Origin of the sequence: Diplocloster hominis (assembly GCF_032380655.1) — a bacterium.
Lineage (GTDB): Bacteria > Bacillota > Clostridia > Lachnospirales > Lachnospiraceae > Diplocloster > Diplocloster hominis.
Genome location: NZ_JAWDIY010000026.1, coordinates 16,629 through 28,700, shown reverse-complemented (window position 1 = coordinate 28,700; position 12,072 = coordinate 16,629). Strand labels below are relative to the sequence as shown.

The window sequence follows — 12,072 nt, the reverse complement described above, 5'->3', positions numbered from 1 at the left end:
CACCAGGCTACCTGGGGTTCACATGGACCATGCAGTGCTTACAGCCGGGGAATTCCTCCTCTATTTTGAGATGTACATCCTCCGCTATGGAGTGGCTGTCCCTGAGGGTAAGGTCCCCGTCCGCCCCGATCTCTATGTCCACATAGATCTTATTTCCAAACAATCTGGTCCTCAGTTCATCGATTTCTTTCACACCGTCTATGCTAAGAATCACTGCCTTCATTTTTTCAATCGTTTCTTCGTCGCAGGATTTGTCTACCATCTTCGAAATCGCGTCGGAAAATATATCAAAAGCCGCCTTGATAATAAAGATGCAGATCACCACGCTGGCGATGGGGTCCAGTACCGGAAGTCCCAGACGTGCTCCCAGGATACCCACGAAACTGCCCACCGAAGACAACGCATCAGACCGGTGATGCCACGCATCCGCCATCAGTGAACCGGAATTTATCTTCTTGGCTGCTGCTCTCGTATACCAGTACATCCACTCTTTCACCACGATCGAAATCACAGCCATACTAAGCGGCAGGACAGACGGGATCTTCAGGTTTTCATAATTTCCCCCTATGATATCGTTAAGTCCCACCATCCCAATACCGATGCCGGTAGCACACAGAATCGTCGCCAATAATATAGAAGCAACACATTCCATCCGCTCATGTCCGTACTGGTGATCCTCATCCGAAGCCTTGCTGGATATATTGACACCGATAATCACAATAAATGTGCTGAACACATCAGACGCCGAATGAACCGCATCAGACAGCATAGCTTGGGATCTGCCAATAATACCAGCAGCCAGTTTAGCGGCCGACAACAACAGATTTACAATAATGCTGATCACAGATACCTGGATCGCTGTTTGTTTATCTGTTTTTAAACTGCCTGCTTTTTTTACCGAATTCTCCTTTGCTCTGCTCTTATCTTCTATATTATTCGCATTTTCATATTTGTCCGCATCTACCTTTTTGTCCACATCTACCTTTTTGTCCGCATCTTCCTTTTTGTCTGTATTATCTATTCTGTCCGCATCTTCTATTTTGCCTGCCTTTTGTATTATGTTCTCTTTTTCAATTTTGTTATCTTTTCCGATTATGTACTCTTTTTCCATATTGTTCTCTTTTTTCATACATCATGCCTCCCGTTTCTTCAGGCTGGAAAATATAATTCTTTCTATTATATTAGTTTCATCCCAAAATTGCAATCACTTTTTATTATATTATCACGCACATTTTCCCCATGTTTCCTCCTATAAATTCCACTAATCAATTGTAAGCCCGATCCGATGAATTCAACGCTTTCACCTCCCTTCCCCATGAAGAATACAGGCACATAAAATCCTGTCGTAGATATATCAATGAATATATGGTAAAATAAAACAACTTTAAACGCTCCTGCCAGGAAAACCGATACCTGAATTTACGGCCCAATAAATGCAAAAGCACAGACTCATGCCTCAGACCCATGCCACAAAATCTCATCAAAAAACAGCGTACCAGATGCGCCAACGGAGGAAAAGATGACCTTATATTATAAGATCTGTATCGCAATCACAGCTGGAATAATCATTGGTTTTCTCATAGGCAGTATAAAACCAATTATAAAAAAGCAGACATACAGCGAAGAAAAGATTAATTATACCCATAAATTATTAAACAGATTATCGGTTATATTAAAATACATTACTTTTTTGCTGCTCTCCTTAGGTCTGATCTGGTGCAGTTATTTTCTCGTATTAGGCATCGTCATTCCCTCCCAGGCAGACTATGCCAACAACATCGCGGAGCTCATCGTATCCGTTCTAACCGTCATATCTATTATATTTGCCTTCGTCGAATTTCTCAGTCGTACAGACAACAAAAAATGATCCCATAGCATTCTGTACTTTACGGCAGAATCATCACTGTACAAATTGACACGCAAAGTAGCAAAAAAGCACCGGATGCCACCTGTACTTTCTTGTAATGCAACCTGGAGCAGACCTATAATTGGCCTATCAAATCATGGAGGTCTACAATAATGACATTTGCAGAAAAACTGAAAACACTCAGAAAACAGGCTGGTATGTCTCAGGAAAAACTGGCCGAGAAGATCGGCGTATCCAGACAGGCGATTACAAAATGGGAAACAGACACAGGGATTCCCGATATTGATAATATTCTGGCTCTCTCCGCCTTGTTTGGTATTTCCATCGACGAGTTCCTATCCGATAAGAAATCACTGAAGAAGCAGACAGAATTTCTCTATGAGAGTGTAACCGAGTATGATATCGCTGAGCCTAAACGCTATGATATGAAATTAGGCGGTGCTAAAATGCTCGTCCTGACCGGCTGCGATAGTGAAAAAATCCGTGTTAGGCTGGTTTCAAACACATTAGTAACGCTCCAGAGCGATTTTAAGGTAAAAATTGATGATAATAAAAAGCGATTGGACGTAGATATCAGCCGCATCCATGGTATGACGGAAGCTGCCGCCAAAGAATCCCTAATCATTTTCGTACAGCTGCCCAACCAGTATACGGAAAAAATAGAGGCGGCGGTCAATGCGGAAACGCTTGAACTGCACACGTTAGAGTGCGGCAGTATTCAGCTGAATGCCAAAGCAAAAAATATTGACTTGGACGGCGTGACCGGTACCTTAGAGATCGATTGTAATCTGGACCTGAACATCGTATGCCATTCCCTGAACGGCGCAGTGGAAATCAATCAGGTTTCGGCAACCTCAAGAATATGCGTTCCCGGGGAAGTTCCTTTTGCTGCCATATCCAAAGGGATCAGAACCAGCATAACCTATGAAAAAAACGGAACACCCGCAGAAGCGTTCTGCACTCCGGATGCCGACAACGTAATCGAACTCAACGGATTAAAAAGCGAACTTATTATCTGCACCTTAGCAGAGGGGGCGCGGTAGCATGGAAAACTACACCTGCAAGCCCGTCCGCTTCTATATAACCTGCTTTGCACTCACCTGATCCTTTTGGATTACCGCCGCCGTAATAACATTCGCTGCGCTGTTGCTTGTCACCACCAAGAAAGAAATGTTTTTCGAAAAAAAGCATATTGGAAACCTGCTTAATTCTAACGGATAATATAAATCTTCATATCTGTTTCATCAACTGCTTCCGTGTAAAGAGCTGCCCGGGAGCAGTCTCTATGGCTTCCATTTTATGGTAAAACACTTTTACCTATTATCCAATTATGAGACTGTAGGAAACTGTTCGGAGAAATCTGTCCATGTCCAAATTTTCGTCATTTAATATGGTGATTTGTTTCAAAATATGATTGACTTCTGTCCGCTTTCCCTTTATACTTTATTTAGTAAAACTCTTTTACCAATCATGTGCCTATATCAAATTTCGGAAGGAGAATAACCGATGACAAAAGAAACTTACCTGGAACTCAGAGAAAAAACGCTTGCCTACTTTTCCCGCGCACACATTGCGCTTACTTCTGCGGAGGAGGACGCTGTCGAAGTGGCAGATTTTGGACTGAATGACGTGATGCGTACCGGACTTGAAAGTATTGTTTACATAAATACTGACAGATGCTGCGCGAAGGAAATGGTTCTGTTACCTTACCAGACCTGCCCTGAGCATCTGCACCCGCCTGTAGGCGAGGATTACCCCGGAAAAGAGGAGACGTTCCGCTGCCGCATGGGCACCGTATACCTGTACGTGGAGGGGGAGGCAACCGAAAACCGCTGTGCCGCACCGCCTGCAGGAGATGAGGCTTATTACACCGTATTCCACGAAATAAAATTAGAGCCCGGAGATCAGTATACGCTGTATCCCGGAACCAAACACTGGTTCCAGGCCGGCAGTGAGGGCGCTGTTGTCAGTGAATTCAGCACGCATTGCTACGATGAGTATGATATCTTTACAGATACCCGAATCAACCGTATTCCCACTATTGAGTAAGCACGGTACAAAAGGAGGAAATTTATTATGTTAGCAAATCTGAACGATGTACTTATCCCCGCGAAAAAAGGCAAATACGCGGTGGGCTTGTTTAACGCCGTCAATCTGGAATTGGCCAGAGGTATCATCAGCGCGGCCGAGGAAACCGGTTCTCCCGTGATTATGGGAACCGCTGAGGTTCTGTTCCCCTATGGTCCGCTGGAGGAAGTGTCCTACTATCTGATTCCCATGGCGAAAAAGGCGCGTGTGCCGGTGGTCATCCATCTGGATCACGGTCTCAGAAAAGAAACCTGCATCAAAGCTCTGGAGCTTGGTTTTTCTTCTATCATGTACGACTGCTCCACAGACCCTTATGATATCAATGTCCAAAAAGTAAAGGAAATGGCCGACATCGCCCATTCTTTCGGCGCCACCATCGAAGGGGAATTAGGACATGTGGGAGACAATGAGGGATCTCACGAAGGTAATTCCACGCTTACCGATCCTTCTAAATTCTATACCGATCCCAGACAGGCGAAAGATTTCGTAGAAAAAACCGGTGTGGACGCGCTGGCGATCGCTGTGGGTACCGCTCACGGCGCATACAAGCTGCCCCCTAAGCTGGATTTTGAACGCATACAGACCATCGCCCGGACGGTATCCGTGCCTCTGGTACTGCACGGCGGCTCCGGCCTTGCCGATGCGGACTTTAAAAAAGCCATTGAAAAAGGGATCAGCAAGGTTAATATTTTTACCGATATCAACATTGCGGCTGTCGAAGCAGAGCTGCAGGCATTCGACAAGATCGAAAAGGGATTGATCGATCTGATTCCTGCCGCCGTTCTCGCCATTAAGAGCGCCGTCATCAAAAAACTGGAACTGTTCGGTTCCACCGGGAAAATACATCGCAGCGCCGCTGATATCGAAGCTATCGTACAACTGGTAACCAAAGAAGTGCTCAGCACGCTTGGAAAATAAAAGGGGGATTCTTATGGGTAACGTAAAATCCAGGATGGCGATTGCCGCAGGACATATCTGTCTGGATATCACACCTGCCTTTCCCAACGAAAAAATCCGGCGTATCGATGAGATGTTCGTTCCCGGACGTCTGATTCAGATGGGGGAGGCCGATGTACATACCGGCGGAGCGGTCGCCAACACCGGTCTGGCTATGAAGATTCTCGGGGCGGACGTACGCCTTATGGGCAAGGTCGGCAAGGATGCCTTTGGCGATCTGGTCTTGTCCAAATTAGAGGAATATAACGCTTCCGAGGGCATGATCGTGTCCGAGGGTTCCGCCACATCCTATTCCGTGGTACTGGCTCCGGTGGGAATTGACCGGATCTTTCTGCACTGCTCGGGCGCCAATGATACCTTTGTCATGGATGATATTGATTTTTCCCTGGTAGGGGACGCCGCCCTGTTCCATTTCGGTTATCCGCCGCTCATGAAGAATATGTATTCCGATCACGGAAGAGAACTGGTTCAGCTATTCCAAAAGGTCAAATCGATGGATGTAGCCACCTCTCTGGATTTCGCTGCCATCGACGAAAATGCCGAGGTTGGAAAGGTTGACTGGGAAGGTATTCTGGCTCAGGTTCTCCCTTATGTGGACTTCTTCGTCCCCAGCGTGGAAGAACTGGCCTATATGCTGGACCGGCCCAGATATCAGGAATGGATGAAGCGGGCGGCCGGCGGTGATGTCACCTCCGTGCTGGATATTGAAAAAGATGTTCGTCCTCTGGCCGACCGTCTGCTGGATATGGGCGCCAAGGTTATCCTGATCAAGTGCGGTGCCCCCGGTCTGTATCTGCGCACCGGCGGCCAGGAACGGATCAGCCAAATCGGTGGCGGACTGCCGGAAACTATGATAAAATGGGATAATCTGGAACATTTTGAAAAAAGCTATCGTCCCGACCGCATCTTATCCGGAACAGGCGCCGGTGATACCAGTATCGCCGCCTTCCTGTGTTCGGTCCTGAACAGCAATACCTGGCAGGAGGCCATGCAGTATGCCGCAGGCACAGGAGCCTCCTGTGTAGCCGCCTATGACGCGTTAAGCGGTCTGTTGACCTTCGATCAGCTGCGCGCCAGAATCAATGCCGGTTGGGAGAAAAATTAGGAGCTATCGCATGCCGTCTAAAACAGGAATCAACAATCAGAATCTAAAATATCAGAACCGCGGTCTGATCCTGCAGTTAATCGCTACAGGAAATGAGATTTCCCGGATTGAGCTTTCCAAACAATCAAGGCTTACGAAAATGTCAGTTACCAACATCATTTCAGAATTTATCGACCGTCATCTGGTCCGGGAAACCGGGCCGGACCGGGCGATAACCCCTGGGCGGACTCCCATCTATCTGGACATCTCCCCCGATGCCCCGAAAGTCATCGGCGTCCTGATTAACCGTGATTCCTGTTCCGCTGTCCTGTGCGATCTGAAACTTCACATGCTGGCCCTGGAAACCGCTGAGATTTCCCACTGTGACAGCAGCCGGCTGCTGGATATCCTCTTTGGTCTGGTTGACAAGGTCAAGAAAGAAGCCTCCGGCCCCATAGCCGGGATCGGGATCGCATCCTTAGGCCCTGTGGACACAGTCAACGGGATTATCTTAAACCCAACTAATTTTTACGGTATCAATAATATTCCCATTGTCCGGATCTTCGAGAAATGCTACGGCGTTCCCACGTATCTGGACAATAACTACGACTGCGCGGCGCTGGCCGAGCGGTTCTACGGAATCGGCCGCAGCTATGAAGATTTTATTTTTCTGGGCGTCACCAACGGAATCGGCTCCGGCATCATATCCGGCGGCCAGCTCTATCACAACGCCGCCGGCTACGGCAGCGAACTCGGGCACACCAGTATCGACTATAACGGCAACCTGTGTGCCTGCGGTAATCGGGGCTGTCTGGAGACCTATGCCAGCGCGTCTATTATCCAGCAGCAGCTAAGGGAAGCCACCAAAAAGTACTTAACCTTCCGGGAATTCTGTGCCGATCCCTCCCATCCCGCCATAGCGCCCATTCTATCCGACATGACGGACAAGATCTCCAGCGCCCTTATCAATGCCATCAACCTGCTGAATCCCCAGGCCATCATTCTGGGACATGAGGCGGTCTATCTCCCCGACGAAAATGTGGCGCAGATGGAGAAACAGATCAATGCCATTAAGCTGGCCAAGGACCACCATATTCCTGTGCTCCGCTCCCATTTCGGTGATAACGCGCAGCTTTTGGGAAGTACCTGCTGTGTCTTGAATGGGATTTTCCGGGGGAGTTCCAGAGTAGGCGAACTATTTTTCGGTTAGATGGTTTGAATCCTTTATTTTTGTTGACTCTCACATGATGTGAGGGTATACGATCAAATCACAACAAAAATGAAGGAGGAAAACAACATGGAGCAGCTTTATGTAAAACCAATTGGGGAAACAGGTACAGATGAGGAAGGGATGTATATTCAGTTAAAAGGGGAATTCCTGCCTTGTCTGAAAGGCCTGGATGGATTCGGAGCCATTCAGGTAATTTGGTGGTTCAGCGATTATGACAAAGAGGAATACCGGTCCATCCTGGAGTGTCCGTCACCCTATAAAAACGGTCCTGAAAGGATGGGTATATTTGCCACCAGATCTCCGCTCCGTCCCAACCCCATCGCCCTGACTGTCTCGGACATCACGAGGATCGAGTGGGAAACAGGTAAAATCCATCTGGCCTATCTCGACGCCAATCCCGGGACTCCGGTACTGGATCTGAAACCCTATACGCCCAGTATAGACCGGATCGAACATCCACAGGTGCCCGATTGGTGCAGCCATTGGCCCGACAGTGTGGAGAGTTCCGGGGACTTTAACTGGGAAGCGGAATTTAATTTCTAAAAATCATAAAAATAAGGGATCTATATTCCCTATATAAGCGCCTCCATTCTAATCATAGAATAAAAACAAAGGGATCGCACAAACTATCCCTATCCTAACATAATCCGGAGGCGCGATATGAAACAACAGGACCAAAGTAAAACCACATCCAGACAGGAGCAAAATCAGACAGCAGCCAGGCAGGACCAAAATCAGACAACCTTAAAGCAGGAACAGGAGCGGGCGGAAATGATCCGCCAGAACTCTAAGTACCGGGAAGGAAATAAGCCGGAACCGGACAACAATCCCTTTTTTGAAAACCACAGTAACCCATTGAGCAGCAAGGGGAACTGACAGTTCTCTAACCATTTTCCCGGATATGGGCGGACTCCCACCCATTATCCGGGAAAAACTTCTTTTCTACATATCCCTGCGTTTTAACGGCACCTGAATCTCCGTCAGATAGCGTTCCGGGTCCTCTTCATTAAATGGACCGAGATGGCAGATCTGCCGAACAGGATCCCTCATTTCATAATACTGGTGTTCTTCCAGCCATCTGGCAAACGTATGATAGGCAGTACCGATATTCTGATAAGGCCCATAAACCATCACACAGGCCATCCGTTCTTCCGCGGCGATCCGCCGGTACACAAAGTCTCCCCGCCCGGCCCCGGCTTTTTTCACCAGACAGCAGACTTCCACATCAACCTCCGTGTCCTCCTCGTTCTCATCATAAAACAGGGCCAGATTGTTCACGCCCGAATCCAGCGCCACGTGTTCTTCAGACACGAAACGATTCAACTCCAGCCAGAGATCGCCTTCACAGAAATGATCCGGAATTCGTCTCCTCAGAGACAGAACGGACAATTCCGGTACACTTTTTAAAATTACATTGCAGTGAACATCCAGTTTCCTGGACTGCACATCCCGGACGGCAATATCGATCTTATCCATTCTTTCCTGTATCACGGCCATCTCATCCAGCAGTTCCTGCTTCTTATGCTCCAGCAGATCAGTAATCGGACTGTCCTGCCAACGGGCAAGTGCCTGTGAGATCTCACTCACCTGAAAATCCAGATCCCTTAAGAAAATGATCCGCTGAAGCACCGGGATCTGTTCTGCCGTGTAACTCCGATAGCCTGTAATCGGATCTGTCTTTGATGGTTTTAAAAGGCCCTGCTCGTCATAATACCGCAGCATCCGAATAGATACCTGCGTTAGTTTTGAAAATTCTCCTATTCGAAACATGGGGGAGCCTCCTGGGTTTTTGTGTTTTTGGGTTTTTGTGTTTTTGGTTTTTTGGGTTTTTGGTTTGTCCTATTTTAAATATCTTAACCGTCTGAGTATATAATTTCAAGCGTTATATCTGCATCAAAATGATTCGATTAGTCATTTTTATGTTATACCGAACAGAGCGGTTTTATGGCGGTTTTTATGGTGGTTTTCAGGGCTGTTTATGCTATTAATGAAGTTCGTACGGGAGATGGTTTATACGATTATCATCGTTCATATGAGAATCCATTTAATCAAATTTAACCTGTGATATAAGATTGGATTGTAGTACTCTGCGATTGGAAAATGTGTATCCCTGCGATTGGAAAATGTGTATCCCTTTGTCTTGCAATCTTCTCTATAAAAACGTATACTTAACAGTAAATACCATTCATACATGCCCTGCGGGCAGGGTCGCGGCAGAGTCTTTCCATAAGCTTATTTTTTCTTTTCAATCATCTGGTATATCAAGCAGGAGCCCTGCTGCATAATAAGAAAGGAGCTGTTATATGATTCATTTTAATCATTTTAATTTTAATGTTCTGGACCTGGACAGAAGCCTGAAATTCTACAAAGACGCGCTGGATCTCGCGCCGGTCCGGGAAAAGACCGCTTCTGACGGATCTTTTCGTCTGGTTTATCTGGGAGACGGCGCCACGGGATTCTCTCTGGAGCTGACCTGGCTGGCCGGCCGAAAAGAACCCTATAATCTGGGGGAATGTGAATTCCATCTGGCCTTTGTAACCGATGATTATGAGGGTCTGCACCAGAAACACAAGGATATGGGAATCATCTGTTATGAAAATGAAAGTATGGGAATTTATTTTATCTCAGATCCCGATGGATATTGGATTGAGATAGTTCCTGTAAAAAAATAAAACAAACACAAAGGACAAGGAGGTTTTTCTATGCCGGACAACAAAGAGAAATGTTACCGCAAAGAATTTATCACTGTTTTCGGTTCACCTGTTGACGAAAACCCAACCGTAGTTATCATGGACGCCGCTTTCCAGGCTCTCGGCCTGGACTGGATCTACAACGCTTTCGAGGTATATCCCCAGGATCTGGGAACCGCGGTACAATCCATAAAGGCTCTGCACATGAAAGGAGCTAACTGTACGATTCCCCACAAAGTAGCGGTCATGAAGTATCTGGACCACATTTCAGATGCTGCCTCCATCATCGGCGCGGTAAACACCATCTATCTGAAGGACGGGGAGACATACGGGGAAAATTCAGACGGCAAGGGCTTTACCAAAGCGCTGGAAGAGGATCAGATCCCTATCACTGATAAAAATTATGTTCTGCTGGGCGCAGGCGGCGCCGCTAAGGCGATCGCTGTGGAACTGGCTCTGGCCGGTGCCGGAAGAATCACCGTAGTAAACCGCAGCAGAGAACGGGGCGAAGAACTGGTTGAATTACTGCTGTCCAAAACTCCGGTAAAAGCGGATTTCGTCCTTTGGGATCACTCCTATGAGCTGCCTGCAGACACTGATGTACTCATTAATTCCACCAGCATCGGTCTGTATCCGGATACCACTTCCCCCGATCTGGTATATGACTCCCTGCGCCCGCACATGGTAGTCTGTGACGTGATACCGAATCCTCCTCAGACGCCCTTCCTGACAGAAGCCCAAAACCGCGGCTGCCATACGCTGAATGGCTGCGCTATGCTGGTTAATCAGGGCGCAATCAATATCAAGCTCTGGACCGGTCTGGATGCCCCCAGGGATATTATGAAGGCCGCCCTCTTAAAAGAATTCCAATAGCCGCCCGGAGGGAATGCGTTATTGGGTTACTGTACAAACGTCCTTATCGGTGCATGTAAGCGCGCATAGACATAAGCATGAATATCCGCGCAATATAAAAGGAGCCTATGCTCTGCTACATAGGTTCCTCTGCACCGATAAAAGGAAAGTAAACTTATTCATGTTCAGATGTATGATGATCCATTTGGTTTTTTCTTCTGATTATAAGGAACACCGCTCCGCCCAGTACGATCACTGCCGCAAAGATTCCGCCCAGTACCAACGGGCTTACGTTTCCAGGTGTTTCTTCTCCGCTTCCCAGGGGGACTTCTTCCTCGGGAATTTCCGTCAGACCGCCGTCAGTCTCGTCTCCGGCAGCGCCTTCCTCGTCCCCGCCCTGCGTTCCATCGCCTAAGGGTACCTCTTCTTCAGGAATAGTGGTTGTATCTTCTCCCTCCAAAGCTGTGTTATCTGCTCCGCCCCCGCCGGGGTTTACATTGGCTGCCGGGACCGTTACATTTTCATAAATATCGGTTCCGGGCCCCTGCACGTAATCATAATCGGTTATGGTACTGCCGGGAATCTCCTCTATAATGACGTTGGGGCCTGTTGTGCTGGTATACCGGAACTGAATGATATTCTCCGCTCCGGTACTTCCCAGAGTCATCTCTTTCACATAGCTGTCATATTGATAGCCCTCGATATTTCTGGCTGTATAGGTAATCTTCGTGTTTTTATTTCCCATGCTGATCACGGGAGGGGCCACATCTTCGCCGTTTACCGCATCCACAAAACGGACCGTGTATTCAACAGAATCCACCAACGCGATATAATCCGCTACATAATCACCGTTTTCCGTGACGGTCTGCTGCGTCGGCCAGCTGGCCGTATCCAGATAATACTTGCCCTCATGGGCCGCGTCAAATTCCACATCACCGGCATTCGGCACTCTGGGATAAGCAGCTCCGGCCGGTACCGTGATCCTGATGCTTCCGGTCGCCTGGCTGCGGGTCACCGCACTGCTAGTGTATTGCCCGACGTATTCCTGATACAGGCTGTCACTGAATCTCGCGATATTTCCCGGACGATAGGTAACGGTATATGTATTTTTCACTGTCTGGTTTTCATCAGCCTTTACTGTCATAGGTGCTGCCGACAAGGTCAGGCAGATTCCCAGACAGGTGATGATAGCCATACGAAATAAACTTTTTGCAGTCTTTTTCATTGCTCCTCCGCCTTTCCCGACAAACTGCGGACACCTTTTAGAGAGCCCGGTTCTGTCCCGTTACGTTAACTATAACAG

Annotated in this window: 13 protein-coding genes; 10 read left to right on the top strand and 3 right to left on the bottom strand. The window is 47.6% G+C overall.

What is annotated here, in order from left to right:
• Positions 1–7: 7 nt before the first annotated feature.
• On the bottom strand, positions 8–856 hold the full coding sequence (locus ABC831_RS19780; protein WP_425524609.1) for a cation diffusion facilitator family transporter: 849 nt from the start codon (positions 854–856) through the stop codon (positions 8–10).
• Between the two features lie 663 nt (positions 857–1,519).
• Between ABC831_RS19780 and ABC831_RS19775 the strand changes: the two genes are divergently transcribed.
• The 8 genes from ABC831_RS19775 to ABC831_RS19740 all read left to right on the top strand — a co-directional run bounded on the left by ABC831_RS19775 (position 1,520) and on the right by ABC831_RS19740 (position 8,103).
• Positions 1,520–1,867 carry a transporter gene (locus ABC831_RS19775; protein ID WP_343249794.1) on the top strand — a complete coding sequence of 116 codons (348 nt, stop codon included), beginning with the start codon at positions 1,520–1,522 and terminating at the stop codon, positions 1,865–1,867.
• Between the two features lie 152 nt (positions 1,868–2,019).
• The gene (locus ABC831_RS19770) at positions 2,020–2,910 is read left to right on the top strand and encodes a helix-turn-helix domain-containing protein (protein WP_343249793.1); all 891 of its coding nucleotides are present in this window, start codon (positions 2,020–2,022) and stop codon (positions 2,908–2,910) included.
• A 463-nt stretch (positions 2,911–3,373) separates the two neighbouring features.
• On the top strand, positions 3,374–3,916 hold the full coding sequence (locus ABC831_RS19765) for a D-lyxose/D-mannose family sugar isomerase (protein ID WP_343249792.1): 543 nt from the start codon (positions 3,374–3,376) through the stop codon (positions 3,914–3,916).
• Between the two features lie 27 nt (positions 3,917–3,943).
• On the top strand, positions 3,944–4,873 hold the full coding sequence (locus tag ABC831_RS19760; RefSeq protein WP_343249791.1) for a class II fructose-bisphosphate aldolase: 930 nt from the start codon (positions 3,944–3,946) through the stop codon (positions 4,871–4,873).
• 13 nt (positions 4,874–4,886) lie between these two features.
• Complete coding sequence (locus ABC831_RS19755; protein WP_343249790.1) at positions 4,887–6,017, top strand: carbohydrate kinase family protein; 1,131 nt, start codon at positions 4,887–4,889, stop codon at positions 6,015–6,017.
• A 10-nt stretch (positions 6,018–6,027) separates the two neighbouring features.
• A complete protein-coding gene (locus ABC831_RS19750) occupies positions 6,028–7,206 on the top strand; it encodes an ROK family protein (RefSeq protein ID WP_343249789.1) in 1,179 nt (392 codons plus the stop codon).
• Positions 7,207–7,293: 87 nt separating this feature from the next.
• Entirely contained in the window at positions 7,294–7,770 is a 477-nt protein-coding gene (locus tag ABC831_RS19745) for an SAM-dependent methyltransferase (RefSeq protein ID WP_343249788.1), read from the top strand.
• 117 nt (positions 7,771–7,887) lie between these two features.
• Positions 7,888–8,103: a hypothetical protein gene (locus ABC831_RS19740; protein WP_343249787.1), complete on the top strand. Its 216-nt coding sequence runs from the start codon at positions 7,888–7,890 to the stop codon at positions 8,101–8,103.
• Between the two features lie 66 nt (positions 8,104–8,169).
• On the opposite strand, the gene ABC831_RS19735 is transcribed toward ABC831_RS19740, so the two are convergent.
• Positions 8,170–8,997 (bottom strand): MerR family transcriptional regulator, encoded by an 828-nt coding sequence (locus ABC831_RS19735; protein ID WP_343249786.1) that lies wholly within the window; start codon positions 8,995–8,997, stop codon positions 8,170–8,172.
• Between the two features lie 533 nt (positions 8,998–9,530).
• Between ABC831_RS19735 and ABC831_RS19730 the strand changes: the two genes are divergently transcribed.
• A complete protein-coding gene (locus ABC831_RS19730; protein WP_343249785.1) occupies positions 9,531–9,899 on the top strand; it encodes a VOC family protein in 369 nt (122 codons plus the stop codon).
• 30 nt (positions 9,900–9,929) lie between these two features.
• The gene (gene aroE, locus ABC831_RS19725) at positions 9,930–10,790 is read left to right on the top strand and encodes a shikimate dehydrogenase (RefSeq protein ID WP_343249784.1); all 861 of its coding nucleotides are present in this window, start codon (positions 9,930–9,932) and stop codon (positions 10,788–10,790) included.
• A 154-nt stretch (positions 10,791–10,944) separates the two neighbouring features.
• On the opposite strand, the gene ABC831_RS19720 is transcribed toward aroE, so the two are convergent.
• Positions 10,945–11,964, bottom strand: coding sequence for a hypothetical protein (locus ABC831_RS19720; protein ID WP_343249783.1), 1,020 nt, complete (start codon positions 11,962–11,964; stop codon positions 10,945–10,947).
• Positions 11,965–12,072: the final 108 nt, after the last annotated feature.

Excerpts from the sequence above, each read along its gene's own strand:
- ABC831_RS19745 (WP_343249788.1), top strand. The coding sequence starts at position 7,294 with ATGGAGCAGCTTTATGTAAAACCAATTGGGGAAACAGGTACAGATGAG.
- ABC831_RS19750 (WP_343249789.1), top strand. The coding sequence starts at position 6,028 with ATGCCGTCTAAAACAGGAATCAACAATCAGAATCTAAAATATCAGAAC.
- aroE (WP_343249784.1), top strand. The coding sequence starts at position 9,930 with ATGCCGGACAACAAAGAGAAATGTTACCGCAAAGAATTTATCACTGTT.
- ABC831_RS19775 (WP_343249794.1), top strand. The coding sequence starts at position 1,520 with ATGACCTTATATTATAAGATCTGTATCGCAATCACAGCTGGAATAATC.
- ABC831_RS19765 (WP_343249792.1), top strand. The coding sequence starts at position 3,374 with ATGACAAAAGAAACTTACCTGGAACTCAGAGAAAAAACGCTTGCCTAC.
- ABC831_RS19735 (WP_343249786.1), bottom strand. The coding sequence starts at position 8,997 with ATGTTTCGAATAGGAGAATTTTCAAAACTAACGCAGGTATCTATTCGG.
- ABC831_RS19730 (WP_343249785.1), top strand. The coding sequence starts at position 9,531 with ATGATTCATTTTAATCATTTTAATTTTAATGTTCTGGACCTGGACAGA.
- ABC831_RS19755 (WP_343249790.1), top strand. The coding sequence starts at position 4,887 with ATGGGTAACGTAAAATCCAGGATGGCGATTGCCGCAGGACATATCTGT.
- ABC831_RS19720 (WP_343249783.1), bottom strand. The coding sequence starts at position 11,964 with ATGGCTATCATCACCTGTCTGGGAATCTGCCTGACCTTGTCGGCAGCA.
- ABC831_RS19740 (WP_343249787.1), top strand. The coding sequence starts at position 7,888 with ATGAAACAACAGGACCAAAGTAAAACCACATCCAGACAGGAGCAAAAT.
- ABC831_RS19770 (WP_343249793.1), top strand. The coding sequence starts at position 2,020 with ATGACATTTGCAGAAAAACTGAAAACACTCAGAAAACAGGCTGGTATG.
- ABC831_RS19760 (WP_343249791.1), top strand. The coding sequence starts at position 3,944 with ATGTTAGCAAATCTGAACGATGTACTTATCCCCGCGAAAAAAGGCAAA.